Source organism: Reyranella sp. (genome assembly GCF_050185545.1).
Taxonomy (GTDB): domain Bacteria; phylum Pseudomonadota; class Alphaproteobacteria; order Reyranellales; family Reyranellaceae; genus Reyranella.
Window position 1 is genome coordinate 1 of sequence record NZ_JBFWZI010000164.1, and the last position, 16,003, is coordinate 16,003.

At 67.4% G+C, this 16,003-nt stretch carries 16 protein-coding genes; 14 read left to right on the forward strand and 2 right to left on the reverse strand.

Annotation, left to right across the window (positions count from 1 at the left end; translation table 11 throughout):
* The 11 genes from AB7O82_RS29755 to AB7O82_RS29805 form a co-directional block, all read left to right on the forward strand.
* The coding region (locus tag AB7O82_RS29755) for a formylglycine-generating enzyme family protein (protein WP_428620896.1) at nt 1–365 on the forward strand (365 nt) is incomplete at its 5' end.
* Between the two features lie 133 nt (nt 366–498).
* The gene (locus AB7O82_RS29760) at nt 499–1,968 is read left to right on the forward strand and encodes a DUF2252 domain-containing protein (protein WP_428541426.1); all 1,470 of its coding nucleotides are present in this window, start codon (nt 499–501) and stop codon (nt 1,966–1,968) included.
* Nucleotides 1,969–1,978: 10 nt separating this feature from the next.
* On the forward strand, nt 1,979–2,653 hold the full coding sequence (locus AB7O82_RS29765; RefSeq protein ID WP_428541423.1) for a DUF2490 domain-containing protein: 675 nt from the start codon (nt 1,979–1,981) through the stop codon (nt 2,651–2,653).
* Between the two features lie 163 nt (nt 2,654–2,816).
* Entirely contained in the window at nt 2,817–3,380 is a 564-nt protein-coding gene (locus tag AB7O82_RS29770; RefSeq protein WP_428541420.1) for a MarR family winged helix-turn-helix transcriptional regulator, read from the forward strand.
* Between the two features lie 42 nt (nt 3,381–3,422).
* Nucleotides 3,423–4,736 (forward strand): aromatic ring-hydroxylating dioxygenase subunit alpha, encoded by a 1,314-nt coding sequence (locus tag AB7O82_RS29775; RefSeq protein WP_428541417.1) that lies wholly within the window; start codon nt 3,423–3,425, stop codon nt 4,734–4,736.
* A complete protein-coding gene (locus tag AB7O82_RS29780) occupies nt 4,736–5,350 on the forward strand; it encodes an aromatic-ring-hydroxylating dioxygenase subunit beta (protein ID WP_428541414.1) in 615 nt (204 codons plus the stop codon). Before AB7O82_RS29775 ends, AB7O82_RS29780 begins: the two co-directional genes overlap by 1 nt.
* A 118-nt stretch (nt 5,351–5,468) precedes the next feature.
* Nucleotides 5,469–6,647: an ABC transporter substrate-binding protein gene (locus AB7O82_RS29785; RefSeq protein WP_428541411.1), complete on the forward strand. Its 1,179-nt coding sequence runs from the start codon at nt 5,469–5,471 to the stop codon at nt 6,645–6,647.
* Between the two features lie 104 nt (nt 6,648–6,751).
* Entirely contained in the window at nt 6,752–7,669 is a 918-nt protein-coding gene (locus AB7O82_RS29790) for a branched-chain amino acid ABC transporter permease (protein WP_428541408.1), read from the forward strand.
* Entirely contained in the window at nt 7,669–8,622 is a 954-nt protein-coding gene (locus AB7O82_RS29795) for a branched-chain amino acid ABC transporter permease (RefSeq protein WP_428541405.1), read from the forward strand. Before AB7O82_RS29790 ends, AB7O82_RS29795 begins: the two co-directional genes overlap by 1 nt.
* The gene (locus tag AB7O82_RS29800) at nt 8,619–9,338 is read left to right on the forward strand and encodes an ABC transporter ATP-binding protein (protein WP_428541402.1); all 720 of its coding nucleotides are present in this window, start codon (nt 8,619–8,621) and stop codon (nt 9,336–9,338) included. Before AB7O82_RS29795 ends, AB7O82_RS29800 begins: the two co-directional genes overlap by 4 nt.
* Nucleotides 9,335–10,045, forward strand: a complete 711-nt coding sequence (locus AB7O82_RS29805) for an ABC transporter ATP-binding protein (RefSeq protein WP_428541399.1) — start codon at nt 9,335–9,337, stop codon at nt 10,043–10,045. Before AB7O82_RS29800 ends, AB7O82_RS29805 begins: the two co-directional genes overlap by 4 nt.
* 145 nt (nt 10,046–10,190) lie before the next feature.
* Here AB7O82_RS29805 and AB7O82_RS29810 read toward each other — a convergent pair whose 3' ends face one another.
* Nucleotides 10,191–10,613, reverse strand: a complete 423-nt coding sequence (locus AB7O82_RS29810; protein ID WP_428541396.1) for a GFA family protein — start codon at nt 10,611–10,613, stop codon at nt 10,191–10,193.
* A gap of 157 nt (nt 10,614–10,770) precedes the next feature.
* Between AB7O82_RS29810 and AB7O82_RS29815 the strand changes: the two genes are divergently transcribed.
* The 3 genes from AB7O82_RS29815 to AB7O82_RS29825 all read left to right on the forward strand — a co-directional run bounded on the left by AB7O82_RS29815 (nt 10,771) and on the right by AB7O82_RS29825 (nt 14,909).
* Nucleotides 10,771–11,901 (forward strand): LLM class flavin-dependent oxidoreductase, encoded by a 1,131-nt coding sequence (locus AB7O82_RS29815; protein ID WP_428541393.1) that lies wholly within the window; start codon nt 10,771–10,773, stop codon nt 11,899–11,901.
* Between the two features lie 257 nt (nt 11,902–12,158).
* Nucleotides 12,159–12,431, forward strand: a complete 273-nt coding sequence (locus AB7O82_RS29820; RefSeq protein ID WP_428541390.1) for an SDR family NAD(P)-dependent oxidoreductase — start codon at nt 12,159–12,161, stop codon at nt 12,429–12,431.
* Nucleotides 12,432–12,677: 246 nt separating this feature from the next.
* Nucleotides 12,678–14,909, forward strand: coding sequence for an anthranilate synthase component I (locus AB7O82_RS29825; protein WP_428541387.1), 2,232 nt, complete (start codon nt 12,678–12,680; stop codon nt 14,907–14,909).
* Between the two features lie 210 nt (nt 14,910–15,119).
* On the opposite strand, the gene AB7O82_RS29830 is transcribed toward AB7O82_RS29825, so the two are convergent.
* Nucleotides 15,120–16,003, reverse strand: an 884-nt coding sequence (locus AB7O82_RS29830) for a phosphotransferase (protein WP_428620898.1), incomplete at its 5' end; no start/stop codon positions are given.

Here is a 16,003-nt window from a genome sequence, read left to right on the forward strand (position 1 = left end):
AGGCCGACGGGTGGGCCCGCACTTCGCCGGTGCGCGCCTTCCCGGCCAACGGCTACGGCGTCTACGACATGATCGGCAATGTCTGGGAATGGACCGCCGACTGGTACTCGGAGCGGCATGAAGCCGATGCCGCCAAGGCCTGCTGCGTGCCGCAGAACCCACTCGGCGGGCCGATGGAGGGGAGTTACGATCCGCGTCAGCCTGCAATCCGCATTCCGCGCAAGGTGCTGAAGGGGGGCTCGCACCTCTGCGCACCCAGCTACTGTCGCCGCTATCGCCCCGCTGCGCGCCACGCCGAGCCCGTCGACACCTCGACCAGCCATGTCGGCTTTCGCTGCGTCACGAGAGGAGCGAACCGGCAATGAGGCTCGTGGCGTCCCGCCTGCCGCGCCGGCGCAGGTTCGACAATCGATTCCGAGAACGTGGGACGCTGCACGCGGAGCGGCCGGCAACGACCACCGACCTGCCAGCATGGCAGCGTCGAAAAGGGAGGTGTTCATGAACGTCGCCAGCCTGCAAGGCAATCTCGACCGGAGCTACGCGCGCATGCTCGCCGCCGAGGGCGAGCTCGCGCTGCTCGAGACTTTCACCGCCCCACGGCCATCCGTCGAGGATCGCCTGGCGGCCGGCAAGGCGTTGCGCGAGAGGGTGCCGCGCAACGCGCACGCGCGGTACAAGGCGTCCTCCAACCGGCCCGACCCGGTGGCGACCCTGGAGAAGCAGAACGAAACACGCGTCCAGAAGCTGGTGCCCGTGCGCTACACGCGCATGCTGGCGTCGCCCTTCGCCTTCTTGCGCGGCTCGGCGGCGGTGATGGCAGCCGATCTGTCGGCCACGCCCATTACTGGCCTCGCCGTGGCCGCGTGCGGCGACATGCACGTCGCCAATTTCGGCCTCTATGCGTCGGCCGAGCGCAACCTCGTGTTCGCGATCAACGACTTCGACGAGGTCCATCCGGGACCGTGGGAATGGGACGTCAAGCGGCTGGCGGCGAGCGCCGCCGTGGCCGCCCGCTTCATGGGCGGCGACAAGGCCGACGCCGAGGGGGCCGCCCGCGACGTCGTTCGCGCCTACCGCAAACGCATGCGCGGCTACGCCGAGATGGGCTACCTGCAGGTCTGGTACGACCGCATCGACGAGCGCGCCGTGCTCGACGCGCTATCGCCCAGGCGGCGCCAGGTCGTCGAGCGCGGGCTCGCCAAGGTCCGCGCGCGCGGCCATATCCACTCGCTCGACAAGCTCACCGAGCAGGTCGACGGCGAGCACCGCATCGTCGAGAACATCCCCCTGATCGTGCGCGAGACGCACAGCGACGATGGCAAGCCGATCGACGTCGTGCTCGATCGTCTGCTGCATGCCTACGTCGATTCCTTGCCCATGGACCGGCAACGACTGCTCGCGCGCTACCGCATCGTCGACGTGGCGCGCAAGGTGGTGGGTGTGGGCAGTGTCGGCACGGCCTGCTGGGTCGCCCTCCTTACGGGAGTCGACGACGAGGACCCCCTGTTTCTGCAGATCAAGGAAGCTCAGGCCTCTGTTCTGGCGCCCTATGTCGACTTCAAGCTGCCGTTCGACAGCCAGGGAATGCGCGTCGTGGTCGGCCAGCGCCTGACTCAGGGCTCGCCCGACATCTTCCTTGGCTGGGGCTCTGCCGGAGGCAAGCACTTCTACGTCCGTCAGCTCGCCGACATGAAGGGCGGTGCCAAGTTCGTCGAAGGCGACAAGGACACGCTCGAGGGGTTTGCCGAGTATTGCGGCTTGTGCGGCTGGGCTTTGGCGCTGGCTCACGCCAAGTCGGGCGACCCGGCGATGATCGCGGGCTACTGCGGCAACTCAGATGCGCTCGACGATGCCATCGGCAAGTTCGCGCTCGCCTACGCCAAGCAGACCGACCGCGACTTCGACACTCTGGCCAAGGCCGGGCGCAGCGGCCGCATCAAGGTCGCCGCCGAGAGCCTCGTGTCATAGGCAGCCGGCCATGGGCAGCGACCGGCGGCCTTGGTCCTGTCGGCTGCCGCTGCTGGCGCTGATCGTCGTGCCGAGCCTGTTGGCCGGCGCTGCGGCGCAGGGCGGCGAAGCCCACGAGTTCTGGCCGGAACTGCAATTCCACTATTGGTTCGACGAACGGCGCTCGCGCGCCATTTTTCTGCTCTCGAATGGGCGCGACCGAGACGACGGAACGGGCTACCAGTCCGAGGCGGGCCTGACCGTCGAGCATCACTTCACCGAGACGATCTGGGGGCGTATCGGCTACCGGCACGCCAACGCGACCGACGGCGGCCCGTTCATCGAGAATCGTCTGCTGACCGAGCAGATCTTTCGCATCCCCCTGGATTGGGGCGTATCGGCCGACCTCCGCCTGCGCCAGGATTTCCGCTGGCTCGACAACGGCTTCTTCGTGCGCCTGCGCGAGCGTCTGCAGGTGCAAAGGGACTTCACAATCGGCACCTACCGGTTCACGCCTTACGCCTCCGCGGAAGTCTACTTCGACACGCGATACAACCAGATGTCGCGCTACCGCCTGATCGTGGGCGTAACCCTGCCGATCTACGACCACTTCAGCATCGAACCTTATCTCGTTCGCCAAGTCGACAATGCCGGAAGCTTCACGATTACCAATGCCTTTGGCCTGACCCTGATCACGGCCTTCTGAAGGTAGTGTCGCTTCGACTGAAGAACGTTCAAATGCACGTGGTTCCGGATTCGCGTACGGCGGCATATCTCGAATTTGGTCAAGTTACGATCTAAAGATTGCTTGCGTCTGCACATAGTTGGTGAGAGGCTTGCGGAGAGCCGGGGCGAGGGGAAGGGCCCATATGTCGCGACGCGTGCAGCCGCTTTCGAGTCGTGATCGCCACCCGTCGGGAGCGAGCGAAGCGGGTGCGGCCGCGTTACGCGGCGTTCCCGATTTCGTCCTCGAGCAGCACCTTTTCTTCTGGTTCACCCAGGTCCTCGACCGGCGCGACCGGCAGCTCGCGGCGGCGCTCAAGGCCGACGGGTTGCGTGCGCCGGAATGGCGGACCCTGGCCACCCTGCATAGCCGCCATCGCCTGTCGATGAGCACGCTCGCCGATCTCACCTCGATCGATCGCACGACGTTGACGCGCGTCGTCGAGCGCATGGTGAGGGCGGGCTGGGTGACGCGCCTCACCGATGCGAGCGATGCGCGCGTGACGCGGCTGGCCCTCACCGGGGCGGGCGAGCGCCTGTTTGCACGGATCTGGCCCGCGGTGTGGCAGGTCAACGAGCGGGCGACGGCGAACCTGCCCGAGCCGGCGGTCGGCCTGGTGCGCTGGGCGATCCAGGAGATGTGCCGGAACTTCGATACGCCCAAATCCGACGCGCAGGGTATCCGCACGGCGGCGTCCGGCGTTGCATAGCGTAGCGTGGGCCTGGACGATGGTGGCTCAGAGGAGGTCTTGATGACAGTCGATATCGGCCTGGATGTCGCCCGGGCGGTGGAGCCCGATCGCGTCCATCGCAGCGTCTATTCCGATCCGGGGATCTTCGAGCTCGAGATGGAGCGCATCTTCAACAAGGTGTGGACGTATGTCGGGCACGAGAGCCAGGTGCCGAATGTCGGCGACTACTGGACGGTGCAGGTCGGCCGCCAGCCGATGGTCATGGTGCGCCATGCCGACCGCTCGGTGTGCGTGCTCTACAACCGCTGCCCGCACCGCGGCGCCATGCTCTACGGCGATCGCTGCGGCAATGTCGGCAAGGGCATCATCTGCTCCTACCATTCCTGGCAGTTCGACACCGACGGCAGCTGCAAGGCGATCCCGCTCGACAAGGGCTATCAGGGCACGCGCCTGACGCCGGGCGACGACAACACCAACATCAAGAACGCAGCGCGCGTGGAGTCCTACCGCGGATTCGTGTTTGCGAGCCTCTCGGCGGACGGGCCGTCGCTGGTCGACTGGCTCGGACCGGCCCGGGTCGCCTTCGACGACATGTGCGATCGTGCACCGGAGGGCGAGGTCGAGGTCGTGCCGACCTGCTTCCGCGTGATCCAGCAGTCGAACTGGAAGATCTTCCTGGAGAACCAGCTCGACGCGCTGCACCCGGCGGTGACGCACGAATCGACCGGTCGCGCCGCCGGCGAGGTCGAGGAGGAGATCAACCGCAAGGGCGGCCACGCACCGCTCAGCTATCACTTCCTGTCCGCCTTCGCGACGCCGATCACCAAGTGGGACGCCTTCCAGACGCTGGGCTATCCCAACGGCCATTGCATTCTCACCGGCTACATGGGGCTCCGGCCGCGCGATCCCGATACGCTCGCCTACGAGAAGGTGATGGAGAAGGCCTACGGCAAGCAGCGCATGGAGGAGATCCTGGGCGTCAACATCCACCACGTGCTGCTCTATCCCGGGCTGTCGGTGCAGTCGCCGCTGCAGCAGCTGCGCGCCGTACGGCCGCTCGGCGTCGACAAGACGCTGACCGAGATCTGGCACTTCCGGCTCAAGGGCGCGCCCGAGGCGATCTACCGCCGCGCGCTGGGCTACTACAATCTCGTCAACTCGCCCTCGACGATGGTCAATGCCGACGATCTGTGGAACTTCTGGAAGTGCCACAAGGGCCTCGAATCGGAGGGCGGCGACTGGGTGAGCTTCCATCGCAACGCTGGCCAGGATCACGAGACCAACGAGGTCACGACCTCGGTCATCGGCACCTCCGAGCAGCCGATGCGCAACCAGTTCAAGGCGTGGACCCGGTACATGAACGGAGCACACTGATGGCGCGCAAGGTGAAAGCGGCGCGCAAGGGCGCGACCCGGAAGAACATCGCGCGCAAAAGTGCGGCCGGGAAGAGTGCCGCCCGGAAGAGCACGTTTCCGACCGCGAAAGTCGTGGCGAAGGCGTCGAACGCGCCCGACACGCTGCGCGAGGTCGAGCGGCTCCTCTATCGCCAGGCCGAGTGCCTCGACGGCAAGCGCTGGCAGGATTTCATCGATCTGTTCACCCCGGACGGCACCTACTGGATGCCGGCGGCGCCCGAGCAGACCACCGGCGACGGCGTGCCGTCCATATTCTGGGAAGATCGCGACCTGATGACGGTGCGGCTGAAACGGCTCACCCATCCGCGCGCCTGGTCGCAGCGGACGGCCTGGGGCACCAACCACGTCGTCGGCAACGTCACCATCGAAAAGGAGGATGCGCGAAGCGGCGATCTGGTGGTCCGGTCGCGCTTCCACATGATGGAGTTCCGCAACGACACGACCCGCCATTTCGCCGGCTCGTACGTTCATCATTTGAAGAAGACCAGGGACGGCCATCGCATCAAGCTGCAGCGCGTCGACATGGTGAACGCGCAGGGGCCGTACGAGTACGTGTTGCAGGCGTGGGTGTGATCATGGTCTTCCGGACCGCGAGCGTCTCGCTCGTTCATGATCATGAGCGAGCGAGACGCTCGCGGTCCGGAAGAGAATGACGTGCATGCGCGACCATGGCCAACGAGGGGAGGGCATCATGAGAAAGCTCTTATCGGCGCTGTTGCTGTCGGCAGTTGGGGCACTTGGCGGAACGGCGCCGGCTGGCGCGGCCGACAAGGTCAAGGTCGGATTCCTGAGCACGCTGTCGGGCCCCGGCGGGGCGCTCGGCGTGGACATGCGCGACGCCTTCCTGCTGGCGGTGAAGCTGAACGGAGGCAAGCTGGGCGGTCTGCCTGCCGAGGTCAGCGTCGTCGACGATCAGCAGAAGCCCGACGTCGCGCGCGAGGCAATCGAGCGCTTCACCAAGCGCGACAACGTCGACCTGATCACCGGCATGGTGTTCTCGAACGTGCTGCTGCCGGTCATGCCGGCGGTGCTCAATTCCAACACCATCTATCTCAGCACCAACACCGGGCCGGAGGACTATGCCGGCGAGAAGTGCAACCCGAACTTCTTCGCCGTGGCCTGGCAGAACGAGGACATTCCCGGCGCCATGGGCGAGGTGATGAACCAGCGCGGGCTGAAGAACGTCTACCTGATCGCACCCAACTACCCGGGCGGGCGGGAGACGCTGGCGGGCTTCAAGCGCTTCTACAAGGGCAAGATCGCCGACGAGGTCTACACCAAGCTGGGCCAGCTCGACTACGCGGCCGAGATCGCCAACATTCGCGCCGCCAAGCCCGACGCGGTGTTCTTCTTCCTGCCGGGTGGCATGGGCATCAACTTCGTCAAGCAGTACGTCGCCGCCGGCGCCGACAAGGAGGCCAAGCTCTTCACGCCCGGCTTCTCGGCCGACGAAGACACGATCAAGGCGGTCGGCGAACCGATGATCGGCATCCTCAACACCTCGCAGTGGGCGGCCGACCTCGACAACCCGGCGAACAAGACGTTCGTCCAGGAGTTCCAGAAAGCGTACGGCCGTCTGCCGACCATGTACGCCTCGCAGGCCTACGACGTGGCCCTGCTGGTCGACACCGCGGTGAAGCAGATCGGCGGCAAGGTCGAGGACAAGGAGGCACTGCGCAAGGCGCTCGTCGAGGCGAAGTTCGACGCCACGCGTGGCAAGTTCCGCTTCAACAAGAATCACTTTCCGATCCAGGACTACTACCTGCGCGAGGTCTACAAGGACGTCGGCGGCCGCATCACCAACAAGACGATCGGCAAGGTGTTCACCGACTTCCAGGACGTCCACGCCGCCAAGTGCAAGATGAAGTAGGTGAGGGGGAGAGGTCGTCTTCATCTTCCTCCCCAGGTTCGCTGGGGAGGTGTCGCCGCAGGACGGCGACACCTCCCCAAGCTTTGCTTGGGAAGGATGTGATCTTGCCGCCCTCCCTGATCGCCGAGCAGTTGTTGAACGGGCTGCAGCTCGGGTTGATGCTGTTCCTGCTGGCGGCGGGGCTGACGCTGGTGTTCGGGATCATGGACATGATCAACCTGGCGCACGGCTCGCTCTACATGATCGGCGCCTACCTTGCCGCGGCCGTGATCGAGGCGTCGGGGTCGTTCCTGCTCGGCATTGCCGGTGCGATCGTCGGCACGGCGCTAGTCGGGATGGCGCTCGAGGTGGCGCTGTTGCGCCACCTCTATCGACGCTCGCACCTCTCGCAGGTGCTGGCGACCTTCGCCGTGATCCTGATTGCCAACGAGATCGTGCGCATGATCTGGGGCAGCCAGCCGATCCTGCTCAACATGCCGGCGGCGTTGTCGGGACCGGTCGAGCTCGGCGGCTTCCGCTATCCCGCCTACCGGCTGGTGGTGATTGGCGCGGGGCTGGCGATCGCGCTGCTGCTGTACCTGCTGGTGACGCGCTCGCGCGCCGGCATGTGGGTGCGCGCCGGCGCGTCCGACCGCGAGATGGCCGAGGTCATGGGGATCGACACGCGCACCTTGTTCACGCTGGTCTTCGCCATCGGCGCGGCGCTCTGCGCGGTGGCGGGCGCCCTGCTCGGGCCGCTGCTCGCCGTGCAGGTCGGCATGGGCGAGAACATCCTCATCCTCGCCTTCGTGGTCATCACAATCGGCGGCATCGGCTCGATCCGCGGCGCCCTGGTCGGCGCGCTGCTGGTCGGGCTGCTCGATACCGCCGGCCGCGCCTTCCTGCCGTTCCTGTTCCGCCAGATGTTTCCCGCGGTGATCGCGGCCGAGGCCGGCCCGGCCGTGGCCTCGATGCTGATCTACATGCTGATGGCGGCGGTGCTCTTCTTCCGGCCGACCGGCCTGTTCCCGGCGCGCGGCTGATGCGTGACACGCTGTACATTCCGCTCAGGCCCTGGCCGACGCTGGCGGCCGTCGCCATGCTGGCGCTGCTGCCAGTCGTCGCGATTGCAGTCGGCCAGCCATTCTACGTGGTGTTCGCGACCCGCGTGCTGATCTATGCCCTGATTGCAAGCAGCCTCAACCTGCTGATCGGCTATGTCGGCCTGGTGAGCTTCGGCCACGCCGCCTTCGTCGGCGCCGGCGCCTACACCGTCGCCGTGCTGATGTCGGCAGGGATCGTCTCGGCGTGGCTGTTGTGGCCCGCTGCGATCGTGGTGGCCGCCCTGCTGGCGCTGCTGATCGGGGCGATCAGCCTGCGCACCCGCGGTGTCTACTTCATCATGATCACGCTGGCCTTTGCCCAGATGGTCTACTACCTCGTGGTGTCGCTGCGTGTGCTGGGCAGCGACGACGGGCTCACGCTCGATACCCGCCCGTCGCTCGGCTTCCTTGCTCTCGATCGGGACACGAATTTCTATTCCGTCATGCTGGCCATCCTTCTGGCGGCGCTTCTCGCGATGCGCGCCCTGCTCAACGCGCCGCTCGGCCGCGCCCTGCAGGGCATTCGCGACAACGAGACCCGCATGGAGGCGATCGGCTTCCCGACCTACCGCCTGAAGCTGCTCGCCTTCGTCATCGCCGGTGCGGCCGCCGGCCTGGGCGGGGGGCTCCTGGCCAGCCTGAACGGCTTGGTCGGTCCAAACCTGCTGCATTGGCCGGAATCAGGGGTGCTGATGATCATGGTGATCCTGGGTGGCGCCGGTCGTCTGCTGGGTGGCATCCTGGGGGCCGCCGCGCTGCTGATCGTTCAGGAGGCGATCGCCGGGCAGACGATCCATTGGCCGCTGGCGATCGGCGTGGTGCTGCTCGCCGTCGTGCTGTTCGCGCCGCAGGGATTGTCCGGCCTGATGCGGCGCGGCGACGCCGCGCCATGACGGCGCCCGTCCTGAGCGTGGCCGGGCTGCAGAAGCGCTTCGGCGGCCTGCTGGCCGTAGACGGCGTCAGCCTCGGCCTCGTTCCGGGCGAGCTGCACGCCGTGATCGGCCCGAACGGCGCGGGCAAGACGACGCTGATCCATCTTCTTTCCGGCGCGCTCGCGCCCAGTGCCGGCACGGTCCTGCTCGACGGTCGCGACATCACGCGCCTCGCCATGAACCGTCGCGTGCGGCTGGGGCTGGCGCGCTCCTACCAGATCACCAGCCTGTTCCCGAACTTCACGGTGCTGGAGAACCTGGCGCTCGCCGTCCAGGGAGCTGGCGGCCGGCACGATGCGGTGCGCGCCCGCGCCGAGCTCGAGACGATCGGGCTCGCCAGTCGCGGCGATCAACGCGCCGGTGCGCTGGCGCATGGCGAGCGTCGCCAACTCGAGCTCGGCCTGGCGCTGGCGACGGGCGCCCGCATCCTGCTGCTCGACGAGCCGATGGCGGGGATGGCGGCCGAGGAAGCGGCGCGCATCGTCGGCCTGATCGAGGCGCTCAAGGGCCGCCGCACCATCCTGCTGGTCGAACACGACATGGACGCGGTGTTCCGCCTCGCCGATCGCATCACGACGCTGGTCTATGGACGCGTCATCGCCAGCGGCACGCCCGACGAGATCCGCCGCCATCCGGAGGTGCGCCGGGCCTATCTCGGCGAGGAGGTTGCGGCGTGACAGGGCTGCTCGAGGTCGAGGGCGTGCAGGCGGGCTATGGCGGCCTGCCCGTGCTGTTCGACGTCGACCTCGCGATCGAGCCGGGCCAGGCGGTGGCGCTGCTCGGCCGCAACGGCATGGGCAAGACCACGACCGTGCGCTGCATCGTCGGCCTCACCAGGCCGACCGCCGGCGCCATCCGCTTCGAGGGCCAACGCATCGACGGCTGGACGGCCGACCGCATCGGCCGCGCCGGCATCGCGCTGGTACCCGAAGGCAGGCGGATCTTTCCCAATCTCAGCGTGCGCGAGAACCTGGTCGCCTTCGCCGCCGACCGCGGGGGCGCGATCCCGCGGTGGACGCTCGAGCGCGTCTACGCCCTGTTCCCGCGTCTCGCCGAGCGCGCGGCCAACATGGGCGCCGAGCTGTCCGGCGGCGAGCAGCAGATGCTGGCGATCGGCCGTGCGTTGATGACGAACCCCAGGCTGCTCATCCTCGACGAGGCGACGGAAGGGCTGGCGCCGCTCCTGCGCGAGGAGATCTGGCGCGTGCTCGGCGAGCTGAGCCGCACGGGTCTCGCCCTCCTGGCGATCGACAAGTATGTCGACCGGCTGGTGGCGCTGTGCGCACGTCATACCATCCTGGAGCGCGGCCGCGTCGCCTGGGCCGGCGCCGCGGCCGAGCTTGCTGCCGACCGCAGCTTGTGGGAGCGCCATCTCGGTGTCTAGGCGAACGCCGGCGTGTCCTGCCAGCCGGGCCTCGTGGCGCTGCAGGCACGAACCTGCAGCGATCGAATGACGGCCCGGTGGGCGGTCGTCGTTCTGCTCGACGAGCCGATGCCTGGCACCAACGGGCCAAACGGGGGCGCCACGCTCAGTACGATTTTCCGGCCGGATAGGTCGCAAACTGCGGTATTGCGGGATCCAGATGGTCCCACGGCTGGGCGCTCTTGACGAAGATGTTGGCATCAGGCCGGAACCAGCTCGGGTCGTCGAAGGTACAGACCCGGAGGCCGACGATATCCGGCCGCGTCGAGACCTGCACGTAAAGCGGTGTGCCGCAGTCGCTGCAGAAGACGCGCGTGATTTCATTGCCGGCATCGGACCTGGCGATGTAGCGCCTGGGTGTGCCCTGCGTGATGCGGAAATCGGCCGCGGGCATGCGCACCGCCGCGACATGCGGCGCGCCGCTCTGCCTCTGGCAGTCGCGGCAATGGCACTGCAAGGCGAACTGCGGTTCACCGCTGCATTCGTAGCGCACGGCCCCGCACAGGCAGCCGCCATTTCTCGTCGGCATGTGGGTCTCCTCTGGTGCAGTATCCTGATCGCGGGAAGCACTGGGCCTTTGTCCGTGTCCGTTCATGGCCCGGTTCCTCTCGTCGATGGGAGGGCAGGAGTATGGGAGGAATGCGAGTGGGCGGGAAACCGTGCGGTTGGCGTCCGAGGAGAGGCGAATGAACAAGGCCGATGCGATCGCATTGGAGGAGTACCGTCGGGCGCACGTGCCGCTGTACAACGACCAGAAGCTCAAGCTCGGCGTCTTCGGCATCAATTGCAGCTACGGACTCAACATCTCGCACGCGCCGACCACCTACGAGGTGACCTGGCAACACACGTCGGACATCGTCAAACGGGCCGATGCCATGGGCTTCGAGCTGGCGCTGCCGGTGGCGCGATGGCGGGGCTTCGGTGGCACGACCGACTTCAACGGCGAGTCGTTCGAGACCTATACCTGGGCGGCCGGGCTCGCCCAGGCGACCCGGAACATCATGGTGGCGGCGACGTCGCACGTGCCGACGGTCCATCCCATCGTTGCCGCCAAGCAGGCGACGACCATCGACCATATCTCCAATGGCCGCTTCGCCCTCAATCTGGTGATGGGATGGTTCACGCCGGAAATGGAGATGTTCCAGGGCATGCAACGGGCGCACGACGATCGCTACCGCTACGGCGCCGAGTGGCTCGGCATCGTCAAGCGGCTGTGGACCGACGAGACGCCGTTCGATTTCGAGTCGGAAAGCTTCCGCATCAAGCAGGCCCAGGCCCATCCCAAGCCGGTCCAGAAGCCCTATCCGGTCCTGATCAACGCCGGACATTCGCCGGCGGCCATCGAGTTCTCCGCGCGAGAAGTTGATTTCAGCTTCGTGGGCTTCGACAGCGTCGAGTCCGTGAAGGTGGTGGCGGCCCGGGTCCGCGACAAGGCACGCACGGACTATCGGCGCCATATCGGCGTCTGCACCTCGGCTCTCGTCGTCTGCCGCGAAACCGAGGCCGAGGCCCGGCAGGTATACCGCAGCATCATCGAGCATGGTGATTGGGTGGCCGCCGACAACCTCATGAAGGTGCTGGGCATCGAGAGCCAGTCGTTCAACGACCGCATCCGGAACTATCGCGAGCGACTGGTCGCGGGGTGGGGTACGAACCCGATCATCGGCACGCCCGAGCAGGTCACCGACCAACTCGCCCAGGTCTCGGCCGCCGGCATCGACGGCATGGTGTTCGGCTTCCTCGACTACAACGAGGAGCTCAAGTATTTCGACAGCGCCGTGATGCCGCTGCTGCGCCAGGCGGGGCTGCGGAGCTAGGGCAGGGGCAACAACGAGAAAGTCCCGTGTTCGCTGACTTCAAGGACGTGATTGACCATTGCGCCTGAGGTCGTGGGGGAGATCACGAGCGCCGGCGGCACGGGCGATCGGCCTGACCGGGAACGTCGCCACGCGCGAGGGCATGCGCAAGGCGATCCTCGGCCTCGCCGACCGGGCCGGCCGCTTCGACGTGCCGGTCAACAATGCGGCGTGGGTGCGCCATCAGGCATCCCCGACGTGGCGCCCGAGACGGCGTCATGGGCATCACGCGCGCCGCGGCCGCGGAGCTCGGGGCGCGCAACATCCGCGTCAACGCCGTCGCGCCGTCGGCCGTCCCGACCGAGGGCACGATGCGCAACCGCAATGGCGAGCTCGATGCGCGGCGCATCGCTCGAACGCCGCTCGGCCGGCTCGGCACCGTCGACGACATCGCCCGGGTCATCTGCTTCCTCGCCGGCAGCGAAAGCGGCTTCCTGGCCGGGCAGACGCTCACGGCCGATGGCGGGATCACCACCGCCAACCTGATGTAGCGGCTGGCGCAGCTCCAGGCGACCCGCTGCCGGTCCCTTCAATCCGCTTGCCGCCGTCAGCATTGTCCAATACGTTGAACCCATGCGCCCTTCTGTCCACATCGCACGTTGGTGGCGGCCGATCCGTTAACGGACGGCCGGTTTCGCGCATTGTTCAACAGGCCGTCCCGGGATCGGGGCGGCTTTCGTATTTCCGGCGAATGTGCATCCCGACCTCGCGACAGCCGAACCCGAGGAGTCGGTTCGATGACTTGCGACCATTATCAGACCCGTGGCGGCGTCCTGGTTCACCGCGACGTCCAGGAGCTGCCCTATCCCGGCGGCACCGACGCGCTGGCGCGCGCGCTGGACCGCCGTCGCGGCGTGCTGCTGTCCTCCAGCTTCGAGTATCCCGGGCGCTACACCCGCTGGGACACCGGCTTCGCCGATCCGCCGCTGGTGCTGGAGGCCAGAGGCCGCGGCTTCTCCCTGGTCGCGCTGAACGGCCGCGGCGAGATCCTGCTGCAGGTCGTGGCGGACCATCTGCGGGGCCTCGACGCGATCGCCACGCTCGCGGTGGGGGACAGGCGCGTCGACGGCACCCTTCGCGAGCCCACCGGACGCTTCCCCGAGGAGCAGCGCAGCCGCCAGCCCAGCGTGTTTTCGATCCTGCGGGCGATAGCGGAGCTCTTCGGCGCCAGCGAGGATGAGCATCTCGGCCTCTATGGCGCGTTCGGCTACGACCTCGTGTTCCAGTTCGAGCCGATGGCGCTGCGCCTGCCGCGCGAGGCCGATCAGCGCGACCTCGTGCTCTACCTGCCGGACGAGCTGCTGATCGTCGATCATCGGCGCCAGATCGCCACGCGCTGCTGCTACGACTTCACCATCGGCAACCGCTCGACGGCGGGGGTGCAACGCGGCGGCGCCGACGATCCCTACGTGACCGGGAGTGCCAGCGCGGCGCCCGCCGAGAGCGACCACGCACCGGGCGAGTACGCCGCCATGGTGGAACGCGCGCGCCAGGCCTTCGCCCGCGGCGACCTGTTCGAGGTCGTGCTCGGCCAGCTTCTCTCGGCTCCCTGCCGCGACCGGCCCAGCGAGGTATTCGACCGCCTGAGGAGGATCAATCCGGCACCGTACGGCGCCCTGATGAACCTGGGTGACGGCGAGTTCCTGGTCGCCGCCTCGCCAGAGATGTTCGTCCGCGTCGAAGGCAACCGCGTCGAGACCTGTCCGATCTCCGGCACCATCCGCCGTGGCCGCGACGCGATCGAGGATGCCGAGCGCATTCGCGAGCTGCTGAACTCGGCCAAGGACGAAGCCGAGCTGACGATGTGCACCGATGTCGACCGCAACGACAAGTCGCGCGTGTGCGAGCCGGGCAGCGTGCGCGTCATCGGGCGCCGCCAGATCGAGATGTACTCGCGCCTGATTCACACCGCCGACCATGTCGAAGGCATTCTCCGTCCCGAGTTCGACGCGCTCGACGCCTTCCTCTCGCACGCCTGGGCCGTCACCGTCACCGGCGCGCCGAAGCTGTGGGCCATCCGCTTCGTCGAGGCCGAGGAGAAGAGCGCGCGCCGCTGGTATGGCGGCGCCATCGGCGGATCGATGTTCAACGGCAACATGAACACCGGCCTGACCCTGCGAACGGTGCGGATGAAGAACGGCATTGCCGAGGTGCGCGCCGGCGCCACCCTGCTGCACGACAGCGATCCGCACGAGGAGGAGGCCGAGACCCGGCTGAAGGCGGCGGCGATGTTCGCGGCGATCAATGGCGGCGCCGGGACTGCGGGGCCGGCGACGGTGCCCGCGCCCGCTGTGCGCGCGTCCGGAACGCGGGCGATCCGGATGCTCCTGGTCGATCACGAGGACAGCTTCGTCCATACGCTGGGCGGCTACAGCCGGGCGGCCGGCGCCCAGGTGGTCACGCAGAGACCGGACCTCGCCCGCGAGACTCTCGCCGGCAACCAGCCGGTCGACATCGTGCTGCTGTCTCCTGGACCGGGCAGACCGGCCGACTTCGCCATGAACCAGACGCTGGCGCTGGCCATCAAGCGCGGGTTGCCGGTATTCGGCGTCTGCCTCGGCCTGCAGGGCATGGTGGAGTATTTCGGCGGCGCGCTCGACCTGCTGGCCAAGCCGATGCACGGCAAGGCGTCCGAGGTCCGCGTGCTGGGCGGGAAGCTCTTTGAAGGACTGCCGCCTCACTTCGCCGTTGGCCGCTACCATTCCATTCACGCGCGCCGCAGCGTGATGCCGAAGGAATTCGCGGTGACGGCCGAGACCGCGGCCGGAGTCGTGATGGCGATCGAGCACGTCAGCCTGCCGATGGCGGCCGTGCAGTTCCATCCCGAGTCGGTGATGACGGCGCCCGAAATCGGACGGCGGCTGATCGAGAACGCCCTGCAGGTGTTGACCCACGAGGCTGTGAACGCGCCGGCGCGCCGACCGCGGGTGCCGGAGGCGACCTCAGCCGGATCAGTGGTTGGGACGTGATCTCGCTTGGTCGAAGCACCAAATAGTGACCTCACCCTGAGGGGGGCATTCGTCATGTGGACCGCGGGCGTCTCGCCCGCTCATGATCATGAGCATGAGCGGGCGAGATGCCCGCGGTCCGGAGGACCATGACCCTCCTCGGGGTGAGGTACTTTTTGTGCTTCGACGTAAGTACTCGATCGCGACCTTAGGCGTTCGTCCGGAGGCCGCTCAGATGGCGACGCCGAAGTCCGGCGGCGTCGTGCCCGTCATGAACGACTCCAGGTACATCTTGCCGAGCACATGCCTGGTGCGGGGAGCGCCGGGCGCCAGGCTTCCGTCATGCACGGCCTGCCGGAACTGCGCGAGGGTCGGCACCGAGAGATCGCCGTCCGGATCCGCCTTCCAGGCGACCGCCGAGGCGCTGAGAAAGACACCGGCGAAGTATAGTCGGGTGAGCGCGCGCACGACGGTAAGACGCGCGAGCGTGCCCGTGTCGAGCCTCCGGCCAAGGCAGGCCTGCACCAGGACGTCGTCCAGGCCAGGTGGAAAGCCGAAGCTGTCGACCGCTATGGCCGCATCGACCAGCGGATCGTTGAGATAGGCCGACTCCCAGTCGATCAGCCAGAGGCGTCGGCCGTCGTACAGGACGTTGCGCGGATTGAAGTCGTTGTGGCTCGCGACCAGCCGTGTCGTCCCGGCGGAATAGGCATGCCTGATCTCTTCGAGGCGCTCGACGTGCGGGTCGAGCAGGCCGGGCGCGAAGAGCCCGGTGCGCCGCACGTGGGCGAACAGGCGGGAGACGATATCGGGATAGTCGACGAAGGTGGGGAAGGCCGGTACGTCCTGCAGGCGCGCCAGAAGCGCGCCGAGCGCCTGGGCGAGGCGGCGCGGACCACCCGGATAGTCCTGCACCGGCTGCTGCTCGACCAGGTCCATGATCGCGACGCGGCTGGTCTCGTCGATGAAGTGGATCGCCGGGGCGATCCCGGCATCCGCAGCAATGCGCATCGCGGCGTACTGCTGCGGATTGCGCAGCGGACTCGGCTCGCCTTCGAGACGCAGCAGGTAGCCGCGGCCACGGACCGTCACGCGGAAGATCATGGCACTGGACG